Origin of the sequence: Pedococcus cremeus, from assembly GCF_900111375.1 — a bacterium.
In the GTDB taxonomy this organism is placed as follows: domain Bacteria; phylum Actinomycetota; class Actinomycetes; order Actinomycetales; family Dermatophilaceae; genus Pedococcus_A; species Pedococcus_A cremeus.
Map to the genome: position 1 here is coordinate 433166 of NZ_FOHB01000001.1, position 26180 is coordinate 459345.

General features: G+C 65.9%; 27 protein-coding genes. 17 read left to right on the forward strand and 10 right to left on the reverse strand.

Features of this window, described 5'->3' with window-relative positions; genetic code table 11:
- The first annotated feature begins 2 nt into the window (after positions 1-2).
- The 6 genes from BMW78_RS02000 to wecC all read left to right on the forward strand — a co-directional run bounded on the left by BMW78_RS02000 (position 3) and on the right by wecC (position 7315).
- Positions 3-1364, forward strand: coding sequence for an O-antigen ligase family protein (locus tag BMW78_RS02000; protein WP_177180234.1), 1362 nt, complete (start codon positions 3-5; stop codon positions 1362-1364).
- Entirely contained in the window at positions 1361-2497 is a 1137-nt protein-coding gene (locus BMW78_RS02005; protein ID WP_091755864.1) for a glycosyltransferase, read from the forward strand. The genes BMW78_RS02000 and BMW78_RS02005 overlap by 4 nt, the downstream gene beginning before the upstream one ends.
- Entirely contained in the window at positions 2494-3603 is a 1110-nt protein-coding gene (locus BMW78_RS02010) for a glycosyltransferase family 4 protein (protein ID WP_091755866.1), read from the forward strand. Before BMW78_RS02005 ends, BMW78_RS02010 begins: the two co-directional genes overlap by 4 nt.
- A gap of 305 nt (positions 3604-3908) precedes the next feature.
- Positions 3909-4625, forward strand: coding sequence for a hypothetical protein (locus BMW78_RS20380; RefSeq protein ID WP_143056113.1), 717 nt, complete (start codon positions 3909-3911; stop codon positions 4623-4625).
- A 187-nt stretch (positions 4626-4812) separates the two neighbouring features.
- Positions 4813-6057 (forward strand): lipopolysaccharide biosynthesis protein, encoded by a 1245-nt coding sequence (locus BMW78_RS20385; protein ID WP_143056114.1) that lies wholly within the window; start codon positions 4813-4815, stop codon positions 6055-6057.
- Positions 6058-6070: 13 nt separating this feature from the next.
- Positions 6071-7315, forward strand: a complete 1245-nt coding sequence (gene wecC / locus BMW78_RS02015; protein ID WP_091756520.1) for a UDP-N-acetyl-D-mannosamine dehydrogenase — start codon at positions 6071-6073, stop codon at positions 7313-7315.
- Positions 7316-7386: 71 nt separating this feature from the next.
- Here the strand turns inward: wecC and wecB are convergent, their stop codons facing one another.
- Together wecB and BMW78_RS02025 are read right to left on the reverse strand one after the other, a co-directional pair.
- Positions 7387-8529, reverse strand: coding sequence for a non-hydrolyzing UDP-N-acetylglucosamine 2-epimerase (gene wecB / locus BMW78_RS02020; RefSeq protein WP_091756522.1), 1143 nt, complete (start codon positions 8527-8529; stop codon positions 7387-7389).
- A gap of 80 nt (positions 8530-8609) precedes the next feature.
- The gene (locus BMW78_RS02025; RefSeq protein WP_091755867.1) at positions 8610-9758 is read right to left on the reverse strand and encodes an NAD(P)-dependent malic enzyme; all 1149 of its coding nucleotides are present in this window, start codon (positions 9756-9758) and stop codon (positions 8610-8612) included.
- Positions 9759-10072: 314 nt separating this feature from the next.
- Here BMW78_RS02025 and BMW78_RS02030 point away from each other — a divergent pair, with 314 nt between their 5' ends.
- Genes BMW78_RS02030 through BMW78_RS02040 form a run of 3 tightly spaced genes read left to right on the forward strand, consistent with a single transcriptional unit; the run spans position 10073 to position 12806 of the window.
- Positions 10073-10978 carry an ABC transporter substrate-binding protein gene (locus tag BMW78_RS02030; protein WP_091755869.1) on the forward strand — a complete coding sequence of 302 codons (906 nt, stop codon included), beginning with the start codon at positions 10073-10075 and terminating at the stop codon, positions 10976-10978.
- A complete protein-coding gene (locus BMW78_RS02035) occupies positions 10978-11934 on the forward strand; it encodes an amino acid ABC transporter permease (RefSeq protein WP_091755871.1) in 957 nt (318 codons plus the stop codon). Before BMW78_RS02030 ends, BMW78_RS02035 begins: the two co-directional genes overlap by 1 nt.
- A gap of 50 nt (positions 11935-11984) precedes the next feature.
- Entirely contained in the window at positions 11985-12806 is an 822-nt protein-coding gene (locus BMW78_RS02040; protein ID WP_425439038.1) for an amino acid ABC transporter ATP-binding protein, read from the forward strand.
- An 88-nt stretch (positions 12807-12894) separates the two neighbouring features.
- Here BMW78_RS02040 and BMW78_RS02045 read toward each other — a convergent pair whose 3' ends face one another.
- From BMW78_RS02045 to BMW78_RS02060, 4 genes are all read right to left on the reverse strand, one after another.
- Positions 12895-13887, reverse strand: a complete 993-nt coding sequence (locus BMW78_RS02045) for a cell wall-binding repeat-containing protein (protein ID WP_177180235.1) — start codon at positions 13885-13887, stop codon at positions 12895-12897.
- A 143-nt stretch (positions 13888-14030) separates the two neighbouring features.
- Positions 14031-14438 (reverse strand): cell wall-binding repeat-containing protein, encoded by a 408-nt coding sequence (locus BMW78_RS02050; RefSeq protein ID WP_091755874.1) that lies wholly within the window; start codon positions 14436-14438, stop codon positions 14031-14033.
- Between the two features lie 9 nt (positions 14439-14447).
- Complete coding sequence (locus BMW78_RS21375) at positions 14448-14717, reverse strand: cell wall-binding repeat-containing protein (RefSeq protein ID WP_091756526.1); 270 nt, start codon at positions 14715-14717, stop codon at positions 14448-14450.
- On the reverse strand, positions 14701-15975 hold the full coding sequence (locus tag BMW78_RS02060) for a hypothetical protein (RefSeq protein ID WP_091755876.1): 1275 nt from the start codon (positions 15973-15975) through the stop codon (positions 14701-14703). Before BMW78_RS02060 ends, BMW78_RS21375 begins: the two co-directional genes overlap by 17 nt.
- 325 nt (positions 15976-16300) lie before the next feature.
- Between BMW78_RS02060 and BMW78_RS20390 the strand changes: the two genes are divergently transcribed.
- From BMW78_RS20390 to mctP, 7 genes are all read left to right on the forward strand, one after another.
- Positions 16301-16657 carry a hypothetical protein gene (locus tag BMW78_RS20390; protein ID WP_218144191.1) on the forward strand — a complete coding sequence of 119 codons (357 nt, stop codon included), beginning with the start codon at positions 16301-16303 and terminating at the stop codon, positions 16655-16657.
- 231 nt (positions 16658-16888) lie between these two features.
- A complete protein-coding gene (locus BMW78_RS02070) occupies positions 16889-17260 on the forward strand; it encodes a S26 family signal peptidase (protein WP_218144192.1) in 372 nt (123 codons plus the stop codon).
- 82 nt (positions 17261-17342) lie between these two features.
- Positions 17343-17741, forward strand: a complete 399-nt coding sequence (gene sodN / locus BMW78_RS02075) for a superoxide dismutase, Ni (RefSeq protein WP_091755884.1) — start codon at positions 17343-17345, stop codon at positions 17739-17741.
- Positions 17742-18035: 294 nt separating this feature from the next.
- Entirely contained in the window at positions 18036-18488 is a 453-nt protein-coding gene (locus tag BMW78_RS02080; RefSeq protein WP_091755886.1) for a hypothetical protein, read from the forward strand.
- Positions 18489-18553: 65 nt separating this feature from the next.
- Positions 18554-19432, forward strand: a complete 879-nt coding sequence (locus tag BMW78_RS02085) for a hypothetical protein (protein ID WP_143056116.1) — start codon at positions 18554-18556, stop codon at positions 19430-19432.
- A 213-nt stretch (positions 19433-19645) separates the two neighbouring features.
- Complete coding sequence (locus tag BMW78_RS02090) at positions 19646-19957, forward strand: DUF3311 domain-containing protein (protein WP_091755889.1); 312 nt, start codon at positions 19646-19648, stop codon at positions 19955-19957.
- Entirely contained in the window at positions 19954-21627 is a 1674-nt protein-coding gene (mctP, locus tag BMW78_RS02095) for a monocarboxylate uptake permease MctP (protein WP_091755891.1), read from the forward strand. Before BMW78_RS02090 ends, mctP begins: the two co-directional genes overlap by 4 nt.
- 233 nt (positions 21628-21860) lie before the next feature.
- Here the strand turns inward: mctP and BMW78_RS02100 are convergent, their stop codons facing one another.
- Both BMW78_RS02100 and BMW78_RS02105 read right to left on the reverse strand, forming a co-directional pair.
- Entirely contained in the window at positions 21861-23186 is a 1326-nt protein-coding gene (locus BMW78_RS02100; protein ID WP_091755893.1) for an HD-GYP domain-containing protein, read from the reverse strand.
- Entirely contained in the window at positions 23183-24559 is a 1377-nt protein-coding gene (locus BMW78_RS02105; RefSeq protein ID WP_177180236.1) for an HD-GYP domain-containing protein, read from the reverse strand. Before BMW78_RS02105 ends, BMW78_RS02100 begins: the two co-directional genes overlap by 4 nt.
- Before the next feature lie 452 nt (positions 24560-25011).
- Between BMW78_RS02105 and BMW78_RS21380 the strand changes: the two genes are divergently transcribed.
- Positions 25012-25086 (forward strand): 50S ribosomal protein bL37, encoded by a 75-nt coding sequence (locus tag BMW78_RS21380; RefSeq protein WP_369791897.1) that lies wholly within the window; start codon positions 25012-25014, stop codon positions 25084-25086.
- 80 nt (positions 25087-25166) lie between these two features.
- Here the strand turns inward: BMW78_RS21380 and rsrA are convergent, their stop codons facing one another.
- Complete coding sequence (gene rsrA / locus BMW78_RS02110; protein ID WP_091755896.1) at positions 25167-25442, reverse strand: mycothiol system anti-sigma-R factor; 276 nt, start codon at positions 25440-25442, stop codon at positions 25167-25169.
- Complete coding sequence (locus BMW78_RS02115) at positions 25439-26077, reverse strand: sigma-70 family RNA polymerase sigma factor (RefSeq protein WP_091755897.1); 639 nt, start codon at positions 26075-26077, stop codon at positions 25439-25441. Before BMW78_RS02115 ends, rsrA begins: the two co-directional genes overlap by 4 nt.
- Between the last annotated feature and the right edge of the window lie 103 nt (positions 26078-26180).

The window sequence follows — 26180 nt, forward strand, 5'->3', positions numbered from 1 at the left end:
CCGTGCTGTCCAACATCTCCTTATCGGGCATCGGCGAGGAGGCGGGCAGCATCCTCCCGCATGTCTGGTTGGCCGTGCCCGCCCTTTTCGTTTTGGCTCTTTGCACCACCGCCCGCGGACGCATCGTCGTATTCACGGGTGGGGTATTGTTGACGGCCGGCACCTCGGGCGATGTTGGTACATCAAAGATCGCCTTCATGGGATTGGCTCTTGCGATCTCGGCCATCTCACTCCTTCGACTATTGCGGCGGGGCGCTGGTCGCGAGGACCGCCGGGTCTCGGCGATCCTAACTGCCACACTTGTGTTCGCGGTCGCGGCTATGATTGCCGCAGCCAGAGGCTTTTCGCTCGGCGCTCCAATCCTGAGCATCGTTCGGGACGGAGTCTCATACCTTCTTTTGATTGCCGCCCTGCCCCTGGCCGCAGATGCTGGCCGCTGCTACAACTATTTTCAAGTGCGGAGGGCAGTTTTGTTGGTGGGGCTTTTGTCCGCCGCTGTCTACTTGGCGAACATGCTCACTACCAGAGGTGTTGCCAATCTTGGAGCCTGGGCTGGCTTGCTCTTTGGCTCGTTTCCTGTCATTGCGCTAGGTGTCTGCCTGTGCTTGGTGGAAGGCTCTTTGGGACGCCATAGGGGACTCTGGTACATCGCAGCAGCTGGCCAAGTTGGCGCCGTTCTGCTTACCGGTACGCGCATGGGTCTGGCGCTATTCACCGCGATCTTGGGCCTGCTGGGGAGGAGGCGCCGAGGTGCGCCAGGCGTCACTCGCCTCATCATCGGACTGGCTCTCCTCGGGTCCTTTACCTCGGCCCTCGTACTCATACTCGCCCCGCATCTCGCGGGTCTGCACTTTCTAATGTCCCGACTGGAGTCAGGAATTCGAGCAATTCAAGGGGATATCGGAGAGGATCTTTCAGGTGCCCAACGACTCCAGCGCTATGAACTTGCTCTCACGTATTTCGAAAGCAACCCTGTGCTGGGCCATGGCTTAGGTGGATTCGCTTACGGGACAAACTCGTCGTCAGCTTTCGAGTACTACTTGGACACTCCTCTACTCGTCCCCGCCAAGTTCGGAATGGTTGGCACCGCTCTGATCGTGCTTGGTTTCGCGATCCTGTTTAGGGGCCTGTTAAAGCCAACGACCCCTCGGCCAAGCACACAGGTTCGCGCTCAATTCGTCATTCGGTGCTTCGTGTGCGTGATCATCTTCACCACGCCATTTGGAGCCATAACCGAGAATAAAGGCCTTGGCGTCTCCGTCGCCCTAGCTTCGATGCTGGTTCTCGCGCCGGCCGAAACCCGGCCTAGGCCAGAACGTGCAAAGTCCCTCGGCGGAGATCGGCCACAAAGGCAAATGTCATGAAACAGCAAGCAATGCTTGTGAGCGAGCTCCTTCCTCACTACCGCTACGGGGTCTTCAAGGCTCTGGAGGTCAACGACTCTGGAACTGAGTGGTCATTCGCAGCAGGCAATTCGGACCGAGCGAAGTCCATCCCAACTATCGAGCGAAACCTCTTGCAGACAACGTTCGCCCTTCAGAATCGGCACCTCCCTAAGGGGCTCCTGTGGCAATCTGGCCTCCTGGGTACCGTCCGCCGTCGGCGGCCGGACGTTCTGGTATTCACGGGCGATGTCTCACACCTGAGCACTTGGGCGGCAACGGTGCTCGCCCGCTTTCAGGGAGCCAAAGTCTTCTTTTGGACAATTGGTTGGCACAGGCCTGAGCGCGGCTTGAAGAAGTTTACGCGAATGTGCTTCTACTCGCTTGCGCACGGCTTGATGCTGTATGGGGAGACTGGGAAGCGCATCGGGAACGAAATGGGTTACCCTAACAAGCGCATGTGGGTAATTAACAACGCTTTGGGTTCGTCACTGAATGCCGCGTCTGCAAAGGACATGGACCCAGCGACTCTTGAAGCATTCCGACAGAAGTTGCCCTCCGGGGGAACGACGATTGGCGTAGTTGTCCGACAAAACGCCTCGAAGAGACTTGACCTCGTCATCCGAGCTGCGGCGGAAATGGACAGGCGGGGACGCCCCGTCAACGTGCTGCTTGTTGGAGAAGGACCAGAGCATCAAGCCCTCAAGAGTTTAGCGCGCGAGCTCGGAGTAGCTCTGTTCATGCCGGGTCCCGCATACAGCCAGCAAGAATTGGATCTCGTTTATGACCGACTTAGCCTTACTGTTCTGCCCTGTCAGGCCGGACTCGCGGTGATGCAGAGTCTGGAGCGCGGCGTCCCCGTCATCACTGACGACGCTCCCTACACTCAGGCCCCAGAGTCGGACGCCGTTAGGGACGGTGAGACGGGCGCTCGATACACCGCGGGAAGCGTCTCCGCCCTCGCCGATGCAATCGAAACCTGGTTAGGGCGACTGGAAGCTTCTCCGGCAACGGTGGCACAGCGGTGCAAGAAGGAGATAGAAGAGGGGTGGACACCCACCGCTCAAGCGCAATTGATAGAAACCGTTCTACTTCGAAATGAAGAAGCACCGTGATCCTAGTTCTTAACCCCTATGATTCCGATGGCTATAGCGGACCGTCGATTCTGGCACGCCGCCTATTTGCCGAATTGCAGAGCGACGGAAATCAGGTCTTGGCCGTGACCAGGAACAACATGCGCGCCACGTGGGCTGTTCGGACGGTCAGGGTCCGGGGGCCCCAGAAACTGGGCGTACTAGGCCAGTTAGTGTGGGCACTTGGAGCTTCCGCGGCAGTCCTGAGGCATTCTCGTCGCGCCCGGTTGGTGCACGTCCACGGCGCCTATATCTTCAACCTCATTCCCGCAGCACTTGCGCTGCTGCTTGGGCGAAGAGTGGTCGTAATGCCGCTTTTGGCCGGCGGCGACCTGCGCCTTGACGCACGGAGCGCTGGGATCCCAGGCAGTGGGCGTCTTCGCCGTTACGTTTTGGGCAATGCTTTTGTCGGGCTTTCTCTAAGTGATGGAATCGCTCACGAGTTCGAGGCTTGGGGCATGCCACGACGTAACATCATTCGGTTCGACAACTTGGTGGATCTTGCGAAATTCGCCCCTCCGTCGGGGCCGGACGGCAGGCATTCGCGGCAGGTCGTCGGCTTCATCGGCCAACTCGGTGAGAGAAAGGGCGCCTGCACAGTATTGGCCGCTTTGGCCCTCTTAAGAAAAAGAGGTCTGCACGCGACGGCCCTGTTCGTGGGTCCTTTCGAGGATGAATCCTTTGCGGACAGATTCTGGAACCTCGCTGAAAAGCTCGACGTGACTGCTTTTGTCCACGTAACGGGGCATCTGCCTGATGTCTCGGCGATCGTGTCAAACCAGATCACTGTCTTCGCGCTGCCCTCGCGCGCGGAGGGAATGCCTGGCGCGCTTTGTGAATGCCTAGCGGCAGGTGTTCCTGCGGTTGTGTCAGACGTTGGGGCCATGGGAGAAGTCATCCGCGAGTCACAAGGTGGGGCCGTCGTCGAGCCAGATGACCCGATTGGCCTAGCAGATGCGTTGTCTCGCTTTCTCGTTGATTCCACCTTGTGGGCTGAACACAGTCAGCGAGTCAGCGACTACGGCCGCTCTCGCTTCGGTAGCGAAGCCTGCGCCCGTAGGTACACCACCTTGTGCCTCGATCAATGAAGAAAGACTCGACTATGACTGCAAAAACCTGGCCTGAGAGCTCACTGCCCGAGATGCTCGCCCCCTACCGTGGCTCCCAAGCGAGGGTTCTCGAGTGGAAAGATGACCGGGGTCAGAACTTGGGAAACCATGGCGACGCGCTCATGCTCCACTGCTTCTGGGAAGCACTGCCGCGGCTAGGTCTTAGCACCGGCGCCTCTGTCCCGGACCTCCTCATCGTTCCGCCAAATGGTGCCTTACTAGATAGGTACAGTGCGCCCAATTTGCTGCAAAGGCGACTCGCGACACAGCCTGACGTGCCCTTGGTGATCTTTCCCTCCTCAGCCTGGTTCGAAAGCTCAGATCCCGCGTCGATGTTCGGAGAGCGAAGGGCGCCGTCTTTGTGGGTTCTGCGTGAGCAGCGCTCTTTCGAGCATCTCCATGATCGCTGGGGCGCCAGCCTGAAGCGGGCTGGCGTCACTTTGGCACTGGATCACGACATGGTGGTAAGCGGTCGTGAGGACATCTCTCGCCTTCTCAGGCCCCATCAGGTCCCAATGACCGAACGCTCGCCGCTGGTGGTATCCCGGCTTGGCGCGGAGGCGCAAGATATGACTCAGGATCACGCATCCCGGGACGCTCCGGCTTGGCGGCGCGCCGCCGTGCGGGCTTACAGTCGAATCCCCCACGAAACGCTTAAGATCGGCGTTCGTCGTCGTGTGGTGCGTAAGGACCAGCAGGCTGCAAACGAGCGTATGATTGCCGGTCTCCCGGCGAATGTCCGCGAACGAGTCTCTCTCACTAGGGCTTCTTGGTACGACATTTCCGACCCGACACTTTGTGATTGGAACTCCTTCGTGCGGGCGCTTGGTAGGTCATCTCTTGTCGTGACTAATCGCCTCCACGTCGCCCTACCAAGCACCATATTGGGTGCCGAGACCTACCTGGTGGACTCCGGCTATCACAAACTTCGCGGTGTTTACGAAAGGTCGCTTGGGAACGTCGAAAATATTCGTCTGATCCGAAAAGGTGACTGTGAGTGACAGACACGCCACGGTAGGCGTGCTCAGAAGAGTCCTCGTTCTAAGCGCTGGCACTGCAGGAGTGCAGGCCTTTGCGGTCCTTGGACAGTTTCTTTGCGCGTTTTGGCTGACGCCAACCGACTACGGACACTGGGCGACGGCAACTTCCACCCTTGTAGTGGTTTCGGCACTCACCAGCCTGGGCGAGGTGAACGGTTACCTCGCGTCTCCCTCTCGAAGTTTTCGGAGGGCCAGGGCTTCGATTCTTCGCATCAACGTTGTCCTTATGGCGGTGGCGCTGTGCTTCGGCGCTTTCTACATTGATGCTGGGCGTAACGAGGTCGGCTACCTCATGATGTTGGTTGGTGTCAACATCCCGCTCGCCGGCGACGCTCAGTTGCTGTACGCGGCCAAGGTAAAGCAGCGACGGCCGCGAGAAGTCATGCGCGCGCAATGGCTGGCTGCTGCCGTCCGCGTCGGCCTCGCCGGTTGTGTGGCGTGGCAGACGGGTTCCGCCATTTCTCTAGGTGTGTCGGTATGCGCATTTTCCCTTATCCAAATCATTTTGCTCAAGGCACCGGCCGAGCCAGATTCCGCTCGGGGGGCCCTGGCTACTAGGGAACGCACGAAGTGGGCAGTGCAAGCGCTATCCGTCAATTTGCCCACCCAGACCGACTTCCTGGTGGCATCATGGCTTGCCAGCCCGCGGATCTTGGGTATCTACTTCTTCTCCTACCAGCTGACTGTTGGCCTTAGCGCGCTTATCGCCAGCCCCCTCTCCCGCGTCGCTATCGCCGAACTTGCGACGATGCCCCACGGCCGGCGAGGGCACGTGGCCAGAGGTCTAGTGGCTAACGTTTGCTCAGGCGTGGCAGTCTTATCTTTGGCGATCGGCCTACTCATTCTCCCACTGGCCGTCTGGGTACCCGCGGACTGGCGCGCCGCTGTGCCAGTCGTCGTGATACTCCTAGCTGGACTTCCCGCGCGCTTTGTGGCGCCTATCGTCGACGCTTCCCTGGTGGCCGGCCAATCTTGGCGCCGCAGTATTGTGTTCAACATGGTCGACGCTCTTGGCACCGGCCTAGCCGCCGTGACGGCTCTGTCAGGATCACCAATCGCACTAGCATGCGCCACAGCTGCATGGAAAGTGTTGATGGCATTCGTTCGAGTTTCTGGACTCGAAGGGCCGTCATTCAACGCGAAGCTAAGGACTCTTGCTCCGGCGACTGTGGCGGCGGTTGCATTAGTCTCCATTGGCGTTACGCAATCACCAGCGACGTTCATGCTGGCCGTTGCCGGACTAGCGTTTTGCATGGTCGTGGCCATCAAATCAGTTCGTCCCAGAATTCGGCACGTGGCTCCTACTGCTGACCCTCCTGCGAAGGATGGATTCCACGTTGCAGCCGAGAAACCCGCGACTACGAAGTCCAGCGCGGGCCAACGTCATCATTGATATGGAGGCCATAATGTTAAACACACGCATAGCCGTTATAGGGCTTGGATACATTGGACTTCCGACAAGTGCCGCGCTCGCTTCGCGGGGTGTGCGCGTCATGGGTGTCGACGTCAACCAGCATTTCGTGGATGAAATCAACGCTGGCCGTGTCCCCATTGTCGAGCCCGACCTTGATACAGCCGTCGCAGGTGCGGTCGCCATGGGCCACCTCACGGCTTCGAGTGAAGTCCCTGAGGCTGATGCCTTCTTGATCGCGGTCCCGACCCCGTTCAAGGGCGCCTTCGAACCCGACCTCTCGTATGTGCGGGCAGCGACGGAGTCGATCGCACCTCGACTAAGAGGCGCCGAGGTTGTGATTCTTGAGTCGACCTCGCCCCCCGGGACCACCCGACAGATCAGCGAGTGGCTCGCAGAACTGCGACCGGACCTTACGTTCCCACACCAGAGCGCCACTCCTGACGTCAACGTCGCCCACTGTCCGGAGCGCGTACTGCCGGGGCGCATCATGGTCGAGATGGTCACAAATGACCGTGTCGTAGGGGGTCTCACCCGGGCGTGCGCGGAGAAGGCGGCGCAGATCTACCGCATTTTCTGCGAGGGCGAGGTCGTGCTCACGGATGCCACGAGCGCGGAGATGGCCAAGCTCACTGAGAACTCCTTCAGGGACGTCAACATTGCGTTCGCAAACGAGCTGGCATCGGTGTGCGCAAAGGTGGGCGTGGACGTCTGGGAGGTCATCCGGTTGGCCAACCACCACCCGCGCGTGAACATCCTCAATCCGGGTCCTGGGGTCGGCGGTCACTGCATCGCCGTCGACCCGTGGTTCATCGTCGCTGCGGCACCGCAGGAGTCGCGCCTCATCCGCACCGCACGCGAGATCAATGACGCGCGTCCGGGCGGCGTCGTCGACGCCATTGTCGAGGCGTCGCCTGCAACGGACGCCCCCGTCGTGGCGTGCCTGGGGTTGGCGTTCAAAGCGAACATCGACGATCTTCGTGAAAGCCCAGCACTGACGATCACGCAGATGCTGTCGAAGCGTCTTCCCCACGGGACAATTCTGGCTGTCGAGCCCCATGTCGATGCATTGCCTCAGCCGCTGGCAGCGCTCGACAACGTGCATCTGGTCGACGCGGACGTGGCGATCGCCAAGGCAGATGTGGTTGCCCTCCTGGTGGACCACACGCAGTTTCACGAGATCGACCGGGAGTCCTTGGCCGGGAAGCAGATCGTGGACACCCGCGGCATGTGGCGCTGATCAAGCACTCACCAACGCACATGAGAAGGGGCCCGAACCCAGCGTGGTTCGGGCCCCTTCTCATGTGACAACTACGCGCCGAAGTCCATCACCCGACGGTCCACGCCCAGCATCTCCCCGATCGCCGCAACCGACCGCTCTGCGGCGCGACCGTCACCATAGGGATTAACCGCGTTGGCCATCTCTGCGTACGCCGCCTGGTCTTCTAACAGGCGAAGGCAGTGCTCGGAGATGGTGGCTCGATCCGTACCCACAAGTTTGACCGTGCCAGCGGCGACCGCTTCTGGCCGCTCAGTCGTGTCGCGCATGACGAGCACCGGTTTGCCGAGGCTGGGCGCCTCCTCCTGCACCCCGCCGGAGTCCGTGAGCACAAGATGCGCTGCGTTCAAGACATGCGCGAACTCGTGATAGCTCAACGGCTCGGTGAGGCGAACATTCTCCAGATCTCCCAAGACTGGCTCGATCACTTCACGGACAATCCGATTCCGGTGCATGGGAAGAAGGACGAGGAGCTCAGGGTGCTTGACAGCGACATCGCGCACCGCCTCCATCGCACCCGCCATCTTGTCGCCCCACGACTCACGGCGGTGACTCGTGACCAAGAGGAGACGTCGGCCAGAGCCGATCACATCCTCGACCACTGAGTCGCTGAACGCGACCTCACGTTGGGTCGTCGATTGCAGAGCATCAATGACTGTGTTACCGGTCACGGCGATGGAGCGGGAAGCTATTCCTTCTGCCTCGAGATTCGCCTTCGACGTGGCGGTCGGCGCCAAGTGGAGCGCTGCGATGGGCGCGGTGAGTCGCCGATTGACCTCCTCCGGGAACGGCGAGTAGATGTTGCCGGTGCGCAGACCGGCCTCCAGGTGGACAACCGGAATCTGGTGGTAAAAGGCCCCTAGGGCCGCTGTGAACGCGCTCGTGGTGTCGCCCTGAACGACCACACAGTCAGGCTTTGCCCGCTCCAGGAGCTCGCTCGTCGCGCTCAACGTGCGGGATGTGATTTGCGTGAGGGTGGCACCCGGCGACATAAGGTCCAAGTCGTAGTCGGGCACGATGCCGAAAAGGCTGTTGACCTGGTCGAGCATCTCGCGATGCTGTCCTGTCACCGTCACAACCGGTGTCAGCGAGGAGTGCTCCGCCAAGGCGCCGATGAGTGGTGCCATCTTGATGGCCTCCGGCCGCGTGCCATAGATGGCCATGACCTTGTGCATGTGTGTCCCCATGAGTCCCCGACGTCGCAACACACGGCGTCAACTAGGGGGATCTTAGTGCCCCCTTTGTCCACCTTCGTTCACAACACGGACTGGGCCACTGCCTCTGCGACGCCTTCGGCGAAGACGCTGGGGACGATCTCGTCGGCCGTCGGTTCCTCGACCAGGTCAGCGATGGCGCGGGCTGCGGCCAGCTTCATCGCCTCGGTGATCTGCGGCGCCCCCGAGTCGAGCGCCCCGCGGAAGATCCCCGGAAAGGCCAGCACGTTGTTGATCTGGTTCGGGAAGTCCGACCGCCCGGTCGCCACCACCGCGGCGTACTTCCGGGCCACGTCGGGGCGCACCTCGGGGTCGGGGTTCGCGAGCGCGAAGATGATCGAGTCGGGCGCCATGCGCGCGATGTCGGCCTCCGGCACCTGACCGCCGGAGACGCCCACGAAGACGTCCGCCCCCACGAGGGCGTCGGCCAGCGAGCCCGACAGGCCGCGCGGGTTCGTCGTGGCCGCCAGGCGGTGCTTGTGCTCCACCAGGTCGGGGCGTGCCGGCGAGATGATGCCCCGCGAGTCGCAGACCACGATGTCGGCGACCCCGGCCCGGGCCAACAGCTTGGTCACCGCCACGCCGGCTGCGCCGGCGCCAGACACGACCACCTTGAGGGACTCGAGCGAGCGCCCCACCACCTTCGCAGCGTTGATGAGGCCGGCGAGCACGACGATCGCGGTGCCGTGCTGGTCATCGTGGAAGACCGGGATGTCGAGCCGCTCCTGGAGCCGGCGCTCGATCTCGAAGCAGCGGGGCGCTGAGATGTCCTCGAGGTTGATCCCGCCGTACGACGGGGCGATGCGCACGATCGCGTCGACGAGCTCGTCGACGGTGCCGGTCTCCATGCAGACGGGCACGGCGTCCACGCCGGCGAAGTGCTTGAAGAGCACCGCCTTGCCCTCCATCACCGGCAGGGCGGCCAGCGGCCCGATGTCGCCTAGGCCGAGCACGGCCGTGCCGTCGGTGATGACGGCGACCGTGTTGCGCTTGGCGGTGTAACGGGCGGCCAGCGACGGGTCGGCGGCGATGGCGCGGGAGACGTCGGCAACTCCCGGCGTGTACAGCAGCGCCAGGTCGGCCCGGTCGCGCAGCGGCTGCGTGGCGTGTACCCCGAGCTTGCCGCCCTCGTGCGCCCGGAACACCGGGTCGGTGGGGTCGAACAGCGGGTACGACGGATGCGCAGTCATCGCGGAATCACCTCAAAAGGGAAGGCCACCGAGGGCCGAAGGAAGAAGGCGTGGGGCTCACAGCAGCACCTACGACACGGATAGCCGGGGGTGTGGCCACTCAACGCTCGGACTCCGCCAATCGCGAAGCCCGAAATCACACGACGGGGGTTGCCCGCTTCACCCACTGTGGCACAGAAGGGACAACCTGCACCACAGGTGTTATGCCAGTGTGACGCGTATCGCCAGTGGGAATGGCAGGATTGCCGTTATCCACAAGGCGGTGGCTCTCCCCCGGCCCCCGCCGCACGGCATACCCGGAAGGATCGTCCTCGATGACCTCACGCACCCGTCCCGCCGTCATGCTCCTGGCGGGTCTGGCCTCGGCAGGCCTCGCCCTGAGCGCCTGTGGCTCCGACTCGCTCTCCTCGGGCGGGTCGTCCACCTCCAAGGCGGCCCCGTCGGCCACCGCGAACGCCGACCTCGCCGCCAAGGTCCCCGCGAAGATCAAGTCGAAGGGCACGATCACCATCGGCGTCGACGCGTCCTACGCGCCGAACGAGTTCCTCGCCGCCGATGGCAAGACCGTCGAGGGCTTCGACGTCGACCTGTTCAACGCGGTCGCCCAGAAGTTCGGCCTGAAGACCCAGTGGGTGCCGGCCAACTTCGACTCGATCATCGTCGGCGTGCAGTCTGGCAAGTACGACGTCGGCGTCTCCAGCTTCACCATCAACGACAAGCGCAAGAAGCAGGTCAACATGGTGAGCTACTTCAACGCCGGCACCCAGTGGGCCGCTGCGAAGGGCAACCCGAAGAAGGTCGACCCCAACAAGCCGTGTGGCCTGAAGGTCGCGGTGCAGAAGGGCACCGTGCAGGAGGAGGAGGACCTGCCGGTCAAGGCCAAGAAGTGCCAGGCCGAGGGCAAGCCGATCACCGTGCTGCCGTTCACCGGTCAGGACCAGGCCACCGCGGCCGTCGCCACCGGCAAGGCCGACGCCATGCTGGCCGACTCCCCCATCGTCGCCTACGCGGTGAAGCAGTCCGGCGGCAAGATCGAGGCCGTCGGTGACATCTACGACGCGGCCCCCTACGGCTACGTCATCCCCAAGGCCGAGACGGACTTCGCCAACGCGATCGTCGAGGCCCTCAAGCAGCTCGACCAGTCCGGCGACTACAAGAAGGCGCTGAGCAACTTCGGCGTCGAGGCCGGCGCGATCAGCAACTTCGCCGTCAACCCCTGATGAGCGAGCGCACAGCCGCGGAGCGCCCGGGACGGATCGACGCCGTCCCGGTGCGCCACCCGCTGCGGTGGGTGGCGGTGGCGGTCATCGCCGTGCTGGTGGCGATGTTCCTCAACATGATCTTCACCAACGAGGCGTTCAACTGGTCGTTCGTCTTCGAGGCGATGCAGCAGACACCGGTGCTGCGCGGCCTCTGGATGGGCACGGTCCTGGTGACGGCCCTCGCGATGGTCGTCGGCATCAGCGGTGGCGTCATCCTCGCGGTGATGCGGCTCTCGCCGAACCCGGTGCTCTCCAGCGTCGCCTGGGTGTTCACCTGGTTCTTCCGCTCGGTGCCCCGCCTGGTGCTGCTGACCACCATGGGTGCCCTGGGCATCCTGTTCCAGCAAGGGCTGTCCATCGGGGTCCCCTTCGGCAAGCAGATCATGAGCCTGCTCGGCGTCGACTCGAGCCTGACGTTCCTCACCCTCGACGCCAACCAGATCTTCGCCGGCATCTGGGGCGGCGTGATCGGGCTGGGACTCTCCGAGGCGGCATACATGGCCGAGATCGCCCGCGCGGGCATCATGTCGGTCGACCGCGGGCAGGCCGAGGCCGCCGAGGCCATCGGCATGAGCCGCGGCCAGACCATGCGCCGCATCGTGCTCCCCCAGGCGATGCGGGTCATCGTGCCCCCGACCGGCAACGAGACCATCGCGATGGTGAAGGACACCTCACTGCTCATCGGCCTCCCGCTGAGCAACGAGCTCTTCTACCAGCTGTCGTCGATCGGCTCGCGGACCTACCAGGTGTTCCCCGCGTTCGTCGCCGCCATCCTGTTCTACCTGGCCATCACCAGCATCTTCATGGTCGGGCAGTACTTCCTGGAGAAGCGGTTCGGCCGCGGCTTCGGTCAGCCGTCCGGCGCTGCTGACGGCCGGATCGCCCGACTCCTCGGAAGGAGCCAACAGCATTGAGCACCACAGCTGAGCCCACGGAGCCCACACCCCCCACGCCGTCGTCGCAGCTGACTTCGCAGACCTCCCCCTCGGCGAGGGCTGACAGCGACCACCGCCGGCTCGTGCACGCGGTCAACGTGACCAAGGCCTTCCACGGCACCGAGGTGCTCAAGGGCATCGACATGGACGTGCACAAGGGCGAGGTCGTCTGCCTGCTCGGCCCTTCCGGCTCGGGCAAGACCACCTTCCTGCGCTGCATCAACCAGCTCGAGACCATTGACGGCGGCCGCATCTGGGTCGACGACAACCTCATGGGCTACGTCGACAAGGGCGGCCGGCTTCACCGCCTGCACGACAAGGAGATCGCCGCCCAGCGCCGGGACATCGGCATGGTGTTCCAGCGGTTCAACCTCTTCCCGCACATGACGGCCCTCCAGAACGTCATGGAGGGGCCCGTGCAGGTCAAGGGTGCGAACAAGGGCCAGGCCAAGGCCCGCGCCAAGGAGCTGCTCGACCGAGTAGGCCTCGGCGACAAGCACGGCGCCTACCCCGCACAGCTCTCCGGCGGCCAGCAGCAGCGCGTGGCCATCGCCCGCGCCCTGGCGATGGACCCCAAGCTGATGCTCTTCGACGAGCCCACCTCGGCGCTCGACCCCGAGCTCGTCGGTGAGGTGCTCGACGTCATGAAGGAACTGGCCAAGGCGGGCATGACGATGATCGTGGTGACCCACGAGATGTCGTTCGCCCGCGACGTCGCCGACCGGGTCGTCTTCATGGATGCCGGCGTCGTGGTCGAGGAAGGGCCGCCGAGCCAGTGCATCGACGCCCCGCAGCACGAGCGGACCCGTCGCTTCCTGCAGCGCATGCGGCAGGACCCCAAGAGCGTCTGAGCCGCGAGACAAGCGAAGCCGGCCCCGAGACCGTGGTCTCGGGGCCGGCTTCGTGCTTCTCGGTATGCCGCGCGGCTGGGTCGGCGGGTCAGCAGACCTTGGTGCCGTAGTAGGTGACGGTCTTGCCACCGAGGTAGACCGACAGCGTCGGGGCGAGGTCCTTCTTGACCTCCTGCGTCACCAGCGGCGTGCAGGTGCCCTTGGTCAGCAGGATCGGCGCGTCGTTGATGTGGGCCGCCGGCGTCGCCGCGAGGGCGTCCGGGAAGCTCAGGCCCGAGGACATGAAGACCTTCTTGGAGGTTCCCCAGACGTCGTTGGCAACCCAGGCGGCGGTCTCGTAGCGGTCGCCCCCGCTGAACCGGAACGCCTTCTTGCCGGTCGCGGCGTTGATCGCCGTCTCGACCGAGGCGCTCACGGCACCGGTGCCGCCAAGGATGGCGACCTGCTGGGGCTTGAGGTTCTTCAGCGCCTGCGACGTCTCGGTGGGCAGCTTGCCCTTCGCGGTGAGGAGCAGCGCTCCCCCTTCGTGGGCTGCCGCAGCGCCTCCGCCGAGCGCGTCGGCGAAGTTCTCGCCCGAGGCGATGAAGACGGCAGGGATGCCGGGGTCGAAGCCGCTGGCGACCTCCGCTGCCGTGGCGTAGCGGTTGGAGCCGGAGATGCGGAACGTTCCGTCGGCCGGCGCGTACTTGGCGATGGCGTCCATGACCGGCTGCGAGATGGCACCCGTCCCACCGACGACGGCGATGGACTTCGGCTTCAGCCGCGTGAGCTCGTCAAGAACGACCTGCGGCACCTTGGTCTTCTGCACCAGCAGGATGGGTGCCCCGGACGCCGCCGCGGCGGGGCCTGCGCCCAGCGCGTCGGCGAAGCTCTCACCAGACGCGATGAAGACGATGTCCATCGGCGCCTTGAAGCTCGCCTGGGAGACCTTGACAGCCGTCTCGTAGCGGTTGGCACCCGCGATCCGCGGGTTTCCGGTGCCGGACAGTGGGGTCGTGTCGGCGACTGCCGCGCCCACTCCTGCCCCCAGGAGGGCAATCGCCGTAGTGGCCGCTGCGGCGACTGCGCGCTTCTTGTACATGCGTGTGGTTCCTTCTGCTTTGTGTCGATTCCCCCGCCCGAGCACAAGGTAGAGGGCTGACCGGCCGCCCGGGTCGGTTTTGCGTGCGGGCGCGCCGAACGGCCGACCCGACGAGGGCGACATCGCGGCTGTGGCGGCCAGACTCAGCAGACGGTGGTGCCGCCGAAGGTGATGGTCGGGCCGCCGAGGTAGACCGTGAGCGCTGGCTTGAGGGCCGTCCGAGCCCGCGTGGTGGCCGGGGGCAGCGTGTCCTTCGCGGTGAGGAGCAGGGCGCCCTTCGTCCCCGCGGCGGCCGCTCCCCCGCCGAGCGCGTCGGCGAAGCTCTCACCCGAGGCGAGGTAGACGGTGCCGACGTCGCCGGTCTGCCAGCCCTGGGCGAGTGACTCGGCCGTCTCGTAGCGGTTGCTGCCGTAGGCGCGGTAGGTCTGCCACTTCTGGGCGTAGGTCGCCAGGGTGTTGAACGTCGTCGAGGAGATCGCGCCGTCACCGCCCACCACGACGATGGTGCTGGGCTTCAGCCTCTCCAGCTCGGTCTTGACGACGGCGGGCACCGCGTCGCGCTAGACGAGGAGGATGGGTGCGCCATCCCGGGCAGCCGCCGGACCGGCGGCGAGTGCGTCGGGGAAGCTCTCACCGGAGGCGACGTAGACGACGTCCTGCGGGGTGCTGAACGACTTCTGGGAGACCTTGCGGCGGTCTCGTAGCGGTTGGCAGCGGCACTGCGCGTAGTGCCAGTGCCGGAGAGCGGTGTCGTGCCGGGTGAGGCAACGATGGCTCGGGACGCACCGGCATACGGGATGAGCGTGAACGGGCTCAGCGGCGGCGGCCAGACGTCCTGCTTCGGGACGCCCGCATGGCTACAGCACCGAGGGCGATCAGGGCACCACCAAGCGCCGCCCACATCGCCAGAGGCCCGCCGGTGCCTGCCAGGGGAGGCAGGTTTCCCTCTACCGGGCCTGCGGCCGGCTCCGGCGCGGCGGGTTGAGTTGTCTCCGCTCGAGGCTGCTCGGTCGCGCCGCCCGTCGCCCCCGATCGGCACTCCGTCGGTACGGCCTGCTCGAAGATCACCGTCCGCTGCTCCTCCAGTTCCGTGACCCTGAGGCGGCCACCACGAAGATCGGCCACCGGCAACACCACGTGCCCGACGTGGCCGACGCTGATGTCGACCTCGGCGTGAAAGGCGCGGCTGACTCGGGGGTACTCGGTGCTCGACACTTCGAAGGAGTTGGCGCGGGGCGGGAGCGTGGTGTGGCCGTTGTCGACGGTCACTACGACGGTTCCGGTCACGCAGTTGAGCTGGCCGAGGCTGACCTTCGCCTTGGACGGCAGAGTTCCGCACACCGGGCCCTTGGGTGACGTCGTCAGGACCGCTTCGGGGTAGTTGCTCTCCGGCGCGGAGGTCACCATCACCGTCGTGACGGTGTTGTCCCGGATCGCCACCTCCACCGTCCGCACCGTATGTGCGGGAACGACCACCTGTGGCGGTTCCGCAGCGACCCAGTGGTCGATGAAGAGGTACGTGACCCAGAGGAAGAACGCTTCGGCGGAGCTCGAGCGACTGTTGTCCAGGGTCACGGGCACCGTGAGACTGCCACAGTCGAAGTCGCCGACGGACGCGCGGAGGTCGCTGGCATAGGTCCCGCAAACCCCGTCCCGGCCACCCACCGTGGCCCGGCGTGGTCCAGCCTCGACCGTGACCATGTTGCGGGCGTTCTGGGTCAGCGACACGGTCAGCGCAGCCTCGCCGTGAGCAGCGACCGTCGTCTTCTCGGTGTGGGTCACGACCTGCCCGTGGACCACCGTGGTCGTGAACTCGGTGGCCTCGCTCCTGCGCGTGTTGTCGAGCGTGACGGTCGTCGTCAGAGATGTGCAGTCGAAGGGCGCGACCGTCGCCTGGATGAACTCACCGCATATGACTTCCGTGCTGAGAATCGTCTCCTGCGAGAAGCCACTGCGGACCTGCAGCACGTTCTTGGCGTCCTGCGTGAGAGGCACCTCGACGGTGCGGCTCTGCCCAGCCGCCACTGTGACGTCCGGGAGATACCGCGATGGCGTGTCGACGAGAGGGCTGTAGCTGGAGACGTCCATCAAGAAAATCGCCCTCGCGGTCGAACCACTGTTGTCCAGCAGGACACTCGCCGTCAGCGCACTGCAGCTGCTGGAGACCAGGGAGGCCGTGGGTTGGACGGGATCGGTGGTTGTCGTCGTGGCTGCAGGCGACAGGCCGTCAGCCGGTGCAGCCGTAGCAGCCGTGGGGCTCGTGGGATCGGCGTTCGCGGCCGGTGCCTCCGTCGCGGCGCGAGCCCCCTCATGGGTGGCCGAGGGGCCAGGGATCTGGGTCGCCGACGTCCCTGGCGGGTCGACGGTGGACTGGGCACCATCCGCCCATGCAGCGTCTGAACTGGCCGAGGACGTGGAGTCGGACGAGCTTGAGTCCGATGACGGTGGCGTCGCGGTCGCTGCTGTGGAAGGTGACGCCGTGGTCGTCACCGAGGATGGTGACGCCGTGGTCGTCACCGAGGACGGTGATGCTGTGGACCTGGCCGACGGGGACGCAGTGGGGAAAGGTGCCGCCGCCGGGGTCGAGCGACCGGACCACCGTCCACTTGATGCCATGGTGCGCGAGGCGGCGGACTGCGGGCCGTCGTCTGCCATCGCCGCCAGCCCGCCCAGACCCACCACCAGAGCACCTGCCGCCGCGAGCACCGCGAGTGAATGGATCGCCTTGGTCGCCATGGCCACCACCTCCTGGTGCGGCCGCCGCAACTGAGGGCTGACCGCAACTTTCCAAATCCCGACGCTTCCGCGGGCAAGAAGCGCCTTCCAGAGGCAAAGGACCTCAACCAGTTACTCAACTGCACGGCACTGGTGCCGTGACACGGGAGGAAGCGGCCGCGGCATACCGGGTGCATGATGGGCACCGAGCCGGCGACGCGAGCCGGAGGAAAGGGCTGGGGAGCCGATGATCGGTCTGGGTCTGGCGAAGGTGAACGGGCGCTCGATGGAGCCCACCCTCCACACCGGCGACCGCCTGCTCGTGCTGCGTGGCGCGCGGCCGAAGCTGGGGCGCATGGCCATCGTCAAGCTCCCACCCGACGACCAGGGCATGCCGCGGCCGCTCGCCGTCAAGCGCGTCACCATGGTGGACCCGGCAGACCCGTCCCGGTACTGGGTCGAGGCCGACAACCAGGGCGCCCAGGGAGTGGTGGACTCGTGGACGCTCGGGACGTCCCTGCCGCGCGACGACATCAAGGGCCGCGTGCTGTTCCGGCTCCCCCAGCGCCTGCCGCTCGTCGCGCTCCTGCTCGGCACCTTCCTCGGGCCACTCCGCCAGCGGCTCCCGCTGGCCTCGCTGGTCCGGGGGCGCCGCTGATCCGGGGGCCCCGTGCGGGCCGAACCGGGCGGGGGTAGGTTGGCGGGTGCACGTGATCGTCCGACTTGCAGAAGGGATTCGCATGCTTTCCCGTTTCTTCACCGCCCTTGAGGTCAGCGCCCACTGCGACCTTCCCTGTGGCGTCTACGACCCCGCTCAGGCCCGCATCGAGGCCGAGTCCATCGCCAAGATCTGCGAGAAGGTCGCGGACAACAACGACCCGGACTTCCGCGTCCGTGCGGCGATCATCAAGGAGCAGCGCTCCGAGCTCGTCAAGCACCACCTGTGGGTGCTGTGGACCGACTACTTCAAGGCCCCGCACTTCGAGAAGTACCCCGAGCTGCACACCCTCTTCAACGAGGCCACCAAGCTCGCCGGCGCCTCCGGCACCAAGGGCTCGTTCGACTCCGCCCAGGCTCAGGAGCTCCTCGGCAAGATCGACGAGATCGACCGCATCTTCAAGGAGACCAAGGCCGCCTGAGCCTGACCTCTTCGCGAAAGTGCCCGTCCCCTTATGGGACGGGCACTTTGCTGTACGGGCCGATTGACGCTGCTGCCAGCAAGCTCTCCGCAGCCGATAACAGATGACAGAGCCCCTCCGCGGCGGCTTGTTGAAGGTGGTGAATATTTACCTCGCTCCGCCCGAGGAACGGTGCAAATATCACCGTATCTGGACTCAAGTCGGGGCTTCTCCGTAGCCGCGGCAGAAGCACTGATCCCTAGTTTTCTCTCGCCCGGGGAGGCAAAGGCGCCACCCCACACAGAGGGGAATCTGATGAACAAGAAGCTGAGTGCTGCACTGGCCGCTTTCGCCGCGATGGGAACGATGGCCCTGGCCGCCCCCGCCTACGCTTCGGACCCGCCGCCCGTGCAGCGTCTCAACCCCGACCACATGCGCGTGGCCGGTTCCAACTACATGATCGCCGTCATTTACCAGCACGCGGACTGGGGCGGCGCACGCATCGAGTGGTACGGCGGCGCTCCCTGCACGTCGAGCTACGACAACGTCGACTACTCGGAGAGGGCTCTCGACGAGGAGAACTTCGACAACCGCACGAGCTCCCTGCGCGACCTCAACAGCTGCGACACGGCGCTGTTCCAGTTCGCTGACTTCCAGGGCGACCGCAGCGGCGGTGCGGACGGGTGGTTCAACGCCGGAAACGACTCGAGCAACAAGTACAACCTCGACGTCTGGAACGACCGAGCCAGCTCCATCAAGTGGAGCTGACCTAGCACCCCCGGGGTGGTGAGCCCGCACACGGGCTCACCACCCCTCCAGACAGGAGGATGTCCGTGCTTCGCTCTCGCGCCCTACCCCTGCTCGCCCTCGTCGCGGTGGGCGGCTGCTCCGCCGCAGCCGGGGCCCCCGTGCCTCATGACTCGGCGACGCCGCGCGTCACCGCCACCCCTGCCATCCGAAGCGCACATGAGCTGCGGCTGCCGCTGGACAGCTACGCACTGACGGCAGAGGAGGACGGCCTGGTCAGCCGGGCGTTCTCCACGCTGGTTGCCGACTGCGCCAAGCGCTTCGACGTGGAGACGTCCATCCCCGCCCCGAAAAATGCCTCGGCTGTCGAGATGAACATCCGCCGCTACGGCCTTGTGGAGGGCTCCCCCGTGGAGAAGTACGGCTACGGACTGCCGCCGAAGACCCGTACCGCCGCCGACGACAAGGGCGACTGGAACCCGACTCCCCAAGAGGACCTCGCGCTCCGCGGAAGTGCCGACGCGGCCACCCAGCCACGAGACCACCATGGCGCTCCCCTGCCGGTCGGCGGGTGTCTGGGCGAGACGCAGCGGAAGCTCGGGGGTGACCCACCGCTGAGCCCTGGCGCGGCCTCCCTCGACAGCTTCAAGGCTTCGGAGAACGACCCCCGCGTCGTGAAGGCCATGAGCGCCTGGGCTGCCTGCATGAAGACGGCTGGCTTCAGCTACACCAACCCATGGCAGCCCAACGACGAGGCATGGCCCGAGCCGGCGGGAGCGAACGAGATCCGGACTGCCCAGCAGGACGTCGCCTGTCGTCAGCGGAGCAACCTCGTTGGCACGTGGCTGGCTGTCGAGTCGGCCTACCAGGAGCGGCTCATCGCCCAGCACTCAGGCCAGTTCGACGCGCTGGAGAAATGGCGCGATCGGCGGGTCTCGGTCGCCCGCGAGACGCTCGGCCTCTGACCGAGGTCCGGGGCCGCAGACCTGAGGCGGGCGCCCGGGGCCGGCTTGGAGACCACTGATGAAGCCCCCCGCAGCCTGTGCGGGGTGGCTGGTGAGGCCTGTGTCCGAGTTGTTACCTATGCAGGCCTTCGCATGTCCCACCATTTGCAGGGGTACATGAATACGGTGAGAGATGGCCTGTATCCCGCAGGCGAATGCTCACCTGGAGGTTCAATGGTGAATCCCGAGTACGACGACGTCGACCACGACACCGTCCCACCCGCCAACAAGGGCCTGCTGGTCGCCGCGGGAGTGCTGCTGGCGCTCCCCATGATCGCGCTGGCCTGGGTCGGCAGCTACGCGAGGGTCGAGCCCAAGCTGGGCGGCTTCCCGTTCTTCATCTGGTACCAGTTCCTCTGGGTCTTCCTGTGCTCCGCAGCCACGTACACGGCATACAAGCTCGTGCTCAAGGCTCGGCCGCACCGTCCCATGCTCGGGTGGCGCGACGCCGAGACCCGCCGACGTGACGAGGAGTCCGGCCGATGACCGCCATGCTGCCCGCCGCCGCCAACACCGGCGTCAACTACACCGCCCTCGCGGTGCTGATCATCCTGTTCCTGCTCGTCACCGTCATGGGCTTCTGGGCCTCGAAGTGGCGACAGGCGACGAGCATGGAGAGCCTCGACGAGTGGGGCCTCGGCGGCCGCAAGTTCGGCACCTGGGTCACCTGGTTCCTCCTCGGCGGTGACCTCTACACGGCATACACCTTCGTCGCCGTGCCGGCGGCCATGTTCGCACTCGGCTCGGTCTCCGGGTTCTTCGCGGTCCCCTACACGATCGTGCTCTACCCGATCATCTTCATCTTCATGTCGCGCCTGTGGTCGGTCAGCCACCGGCACGGCTACGTCACCCCGGCCGACTTCGTCCGCGGCCGCTACGGCTCCCGCGGCCTGTCGCTGGCCGTGGCACTCACCGGCATCCTCGCGACGATGCCGTACATCGCCCTCCAGCTCGTCGGCATCCAGGCGGTGCTCGAGGTGGCCGGCGTTGGCGGCTCGCAGAACGTCATCGCCAAGGACCTGCCGCTGTTCATCGCCTTCGCCCTGCTGGCGGCCTACACCTACAGCTCGGGCCTGCGCGCCCCGGCGGTCATCGCGTTCGTGAAGGACACGCTGATCTACCTCGTCATCATCGTCGCCGTGATCTACCTGCCGTCGAAGTTCGGCGGCTGGGACCACATCTTCGGCGCCGCCCAGACGAAGATGGCCAAGCCCAACCCGGTCACCGGCAAGCCGACCGGCGCGTTCATCCCGAACAGCCAGCAGTACTGGGCCTACGCCACGCTCGCGTTCGGCTCGGCCATGGCGCTGTTCATGTACCCGCACTCCATCACGGCGACGCTCTCCAGCGGCAGCCGCAACACCATCCGCCGCAACGCCTCGATCCTGCCGGCGTACTCGTTCGTGCTCGGCCTGCTGGCCCTGCTCGGCTGGGTCGCCATCGCGGCGGGCACGAAGCCGATCGGCCTCGACGGCAAGCCCAACGCCCAGCTGGTGATCCCCCAGCTGTTCGAGGACTCCTTCCCGTCGTGGTTCGCCGGCGTCGCGTTCGCGGCCATCGCCATCGGCGCACTGGTGCCCGCGGCGATCATGTCGATCGCGGCGGCCAACACCTTCACCCGCAACGTCTACAAGGAGTGGCTCAAGCCCGACGCCACCCACGCCGAGCAGGCCCGCGTCGGCAAGCTGGTCTCGCTGATCGTCAAGGCCTTCGCCCTGGTGTTCGTCCTCACCCTGGACAAGCAGAACGCGATCAACTTCCAGCTCCTCGGCGGCATCTGGATCCTGCAGACCTTCCCCGCGCTGGTCTTCAGCCTCTACACCCGCTGGTTCCACCGCTGGGCGCTGCTCGCCGGCTGGGCCGTCGGCATGATCTACGGCACCTACACCGCGTACAACGTCATCAACCCCGCCACCAAGAGCCACTTCGGCGGCTCCCTGGCGGCCATGCCGATCATCGGCGACCTGGGCTACATCGCCCTGACCGCCTTCGTCATTAACGTCATCATTGCCGCGATCCTCACCTTCGTGTTCAACGCGATGAAGGTCGACAACGGCGTCGACGAGACCATCAGGGGCGACTACTTCGCCGACGAGGGTGACCCCCGCGTCGAGAAGCTCGAGACCCCCATCCACCTGCAGACCGGCACCCAGTGACGGGCACCTAGCCGCACGGCATACGGAAGGGGGTTCGCACCGAGAGGTGCGGGCCCCCTTCTCGTGCAACCGCTCCGGACTCGGCCGGAGGGCTGGCTCAATCTTTCAAAGGAGGTCGAAGGTTCGGCCTCCTTTGAAACCTTCGACCAATGTTCGGTTGGACGGCGTACGTATGGCGCCGATCCGAACCGTGGGCGAAGGTTGCCCAGAACCTGCCTCGAGACCAGCCCAGGTCAGGCGGACAGGAACGGCGAGGTCCGCGCGTTGCGGCGGTCGAGGACGCGGGACAGGGCATCGACGACGCGCGGGTCGTACTCGTAGCCCAGCCCGAGGTGGATGCGCTCCATCGCCCGGGCCTCGTCGGGCCCGCTGTAGTGGCCCCCGGACAGGTCGTCGAACGCGTTGGCCACCTTGATGATGCGGCTCGGCATGGGCAGGTCCTGCCCGAACTCGCGCACCTGCCGGTAGGGCGTCGTCTGCGCCTCGAGGATCCGCGCCACGTTGTCGAGCACCCCGGTGCGGCGCACGATCTCGGCACCGTCGTGGGCGATGCGCTGCTGGTCGGCCGGCGCCGCCATGATCGTCGAGCCGCCCGGGATCGGGTCGCGCAGGGCGACCTGCCCCAGGTCGTGCAGCAGCGCGGCATACTCCAGCTCGGTCACCTCGCGCGGCGTCATGCCGAGGTCACGACCGATCGCCAGCGCCATCTCGGTCACCCGCGTCGCGTGCGCCTCCCGCGTGTACCCGGCGCGCTCGGTCAGGCACGACAGCGCCCCGATCGTCTGCCGGTAGGTCTCGCGGATCGCGCCGTAGCGCCGCACCGCGAACTGGGTGAGCAGCAGCGGGAAGAGGAACAGCGGCAGCGCCAGCCACTCGAGCGCCACCTCGGCGAGCGCGATCAGCGCCCCGGTGGTCACCAGCGCGGTGGTCAGCCCGGCCGCCTCGCGGTACTCGTTGACAATGGTCCGCAGCAGCGGCGAGTGCTCCTGCTGCGACCGGATCGCACCCTCGAGACCGAGGCTCACCAGCACCGCGACCAGCGACACCGCCAGCATGACGACGGCGATCAGCCAGCGTCGGTTCTCCCAGGCGCCCTGCCACTCCAGCAGCGTGCGCCCCTGGAACGGCACCCGCCGGTAGAGCACCGACGCCACCGACAGGCCGACGATGCGCGCCGCCACCTCGGGCAGGCCGATCGGCTGCCGCCGCACCGCGTGCACCAGCACGCCGATGCCCATCGCGAAGGCCGTCGCCACGACGACCACCGACGACGGCACGAACAGGCTCTGGCCGCTCGGGACCAGCGAGGTCATGGTGAGCGCCAGCGCCGCCGCCATCGACAGCGGCGCGGTCTCCCGGCGCCCGAGGATGGTCAGGCGGGCCACCTCACCGATGGTGATGGCTAGCATGAACAGCGCGAGCATCCCGGCTGCGTCGGGAACCCTGACCAGGCCGACGTCGTCGAGGCTCCACCACGCGGAGGCGAGCACGATGACCCCGGCCAGCGCGACGGTGGCCTTCGCCGCATCGAGCCGCGGCGCGTGCGGTCGGCGGCTCACGACTCGGCCCTCACGGGCAGCTGCCGCTCGGCGGTGCGGGCGAGGTGCGAGCGGAGATCGGCCCGCGCGGCATACGCGTCGGAGGTTTCCGGGTCGTCGTGGTCGCGGTTCGCGCCGGAGGCGGCGAGCTGCTCCACCGAGCGTTCCGTGACCGCCCAGGTATGCCGCGCCAGCGCCCGTTCCAGCGCGGTGACGACCTGGGGGTCGAGGTGGGTGCCGGCACGACGGTGCAGCTCGGCCATCGCCTCGGCGGGGCTGAACGGGGCACGGTAGGAGCGCTCCGTGGTCAGCGCGTCGAACGCGTCGGCGACCGCGATGATCCGCGCCGCGAGGGGGATCTTCTCCCCTGCCAGGCCGAACGGGTAGCCGCGGCCGTCGTAGCGCTCGTGGTGGTGCGCGATGGCATCGAGTGACCCGCGGACGAACTCGATGTCGCCGAGCATGTCGACCGCGTGGATGGGGTGCTCGGCCATCACCTGCTGCTCGGCCTCGTTGCGTTCGCGCGGCAGGCGCAGGACGCGTGAGGGGATGGCGAGCTTGCCGAGGTCGTGCAGCATGCCGGCCGTACGGACCTCCTGGGTCTCGCGGAAGCCGAGGCCCAGCGCGTCGGCCATCCACTCACAGAGCTGGGCCACTCGGGCACTGTGGCCGGCGCTCGCCGGGTCCTTGGCCTCGATGGAGGCGACCAGGGCGTCGAGGGTGCGCTCGTGGGCCCGCACCTCGTCGCCGTACTGGCGGAACGCCCACTGCGCCACCGTCAACGGCGCGAGCACCAGCACTGCACTGAACCAGCCCACTCCCGCCGGGATCCACAGCACCACGAAGAGGAAGCCGATGATGCCGTAGCCGACATAGGCCAGACCGGTCGTGCTCAGGAGCTTGATGATCTGGGACCGCATGGGGATGCCGTTGGCCACCCGCATGATGCCGGCGAGGAGGACCGCGTTGACCAGGCACTGGGCGATGTCGGCCACGATCAGGGGCAGGCCCACCCAGGCGACGATCGCGAGGGCCCCGTCGAGGTCAGCGAGGTCCTTGGTGCCGTGAGCCGCCAGGTAGACCAGGCCGCCGATCGAGCCGATGACGCTGCCGAGCGCGATGTTGAACATGCGGACGATCAGCGGAGCCCGCCGCGGCACGACGGCCGTCGAGGCTGCGCCGACCAGCCCAGCACCCACGGGTCCGACGATGACCGCCGAGGCGAGAAGGATGACGCTGGTCAGGGAGATCTGCACCCGGGTGCCGATGTCCGGGTCGCGGACGACCCAGCTGAAGACACCCAGGGTTGCCAGCACGAGCAGGGCGCCCCAGTCGTACGGTCCGCCCGTCAGGACCCACCCTGCGGCCAGCAGCACCAGGGCCAAACAGGCCACAGAGATGACGAAAGCCTGCGTCGAGGCTTTGTCACCTCGCGCAGGCTTGTCGCCCGAAGTCCCCGCCGTCATGGAAACAATCTAGACGGCAAACGGGGGCAATCTCAGTATCTCGGGATCAGCCGCCCCATCCCCAGATGGTCTGGATGCGGGGGCCAACGGCCGTGGTCGGGTCGATGTCAATGAGAGCCTTCATGGCGGGGGTTCTCCTTCTGCGTCCTGCGGGCTAGCAACCTGTGCGTCGGCGAGCAGGGCAACTCTGGCACCTGCGGGGGTGTGGCACCTCAGCACGTCCCATGATGCCCGCAACCTCACGATTTTCACGAACCATGAGACTTTCTTGACCAAATCTTGAAGAAACGGCACGGATTAAGACCTACGACCCGCGTGTGCGAGAATGGCCGGCGATCGCGGCGCCGCACGCGCCGAAGCCACCAGCAACGGAGTGACCCATGAGCAAGCGCGCCCGCAAGCGCCGCTCGCGCAAGGGCAACGCGGCCAACCACGGCCGCAAGCCCAACGCCTGAGCAGGCCGAAGACGCCGAATGGGGCGCCGGACCGAGTCTTTACGACTCGGACCGGCGCCCCGTTCGCGTTGACGCCTCGGTCAGTCGGAGGCCTGCAGGCGGATCGTCGTGATGCGGGCCATGATCTGGGTGCGCAGGGCCACCGGGGCCTCCTCGCACGCGCAGGACCGCTTGACGAGGGCCTTGAGTGCCTGGTCGAGGTTGTACTGCTGCAGGCACGGGGCGCACTCGTCGAGGTGCTTGGCGATCTTGTGAGTGTCGTCCGGCGTCATCTCGCCGTCGAGGTACTCGTAGACCCGGTGCAGCGTCTCCGAGCAGTCGGTGTGCTCGCCAGGGTGCTCAGCGTGTTCGCTCATGACTCCGCTCCCTGCTTTGCGAAGCCGCGCTCGGCGGCGTAGTCGTTCAAGAGCTCGCGCAGCTGGCGCCGACCACGGTGCAGCCGCGACATGACCGTGCCGATGGGGGTGTCCATGATCTCTGCGATCTCCTTGTAGGCGAACCCTTCGACATCCGCGAGGTACACCGCCATGCGGAAGTCCTCGGGCAGCTCCTGCAGCGCGCGCTTCACCTCGGTGTCCGGCAGCCGGTCGAGCGCCTCGGTCTCGGCCGAGCGCAGCCCGCTGGAGGTGTGCGACTCGGCGCGGGCGAGCTGGTAGTCCTCGATCTCGGCCGCGTCGGACTGCTGGGGCTCGCGCTGCTTCTTGCGGTAGCTGTTGATGTAGGTGTTGGTGAGGATGCGGTACATCCAGGCCTTGAAGTTCGTGCCCGGCTTGTACTGGTGGAAGGCGGCATACGCCTTCGTGTAGGTCTCCTGGACCAGGTCCTCGGCGTCGGCGGGGTTGCGCGTGGTGCGCAGCGCGGCGGAGTACAGCTGGTCCAGCAGGGGCATGGCCTCGCGCTCGAAGCGGGCGTGCCGCTCCTCGGGGGTCTCGCGAGCCACGTCGACGGTTGCGTCAGTGGCAGGTGCGTCAGGTGCTGGGGTCTCGGTCATCGCGCTCCAGCCTAGACCGGCTGGGGTGCGACGGCTCATCTCGGACGGCACTTCGAGCACAAGCACAGGTGGGGCTCCCTTCGACGACATCTGAGGAGGTCAA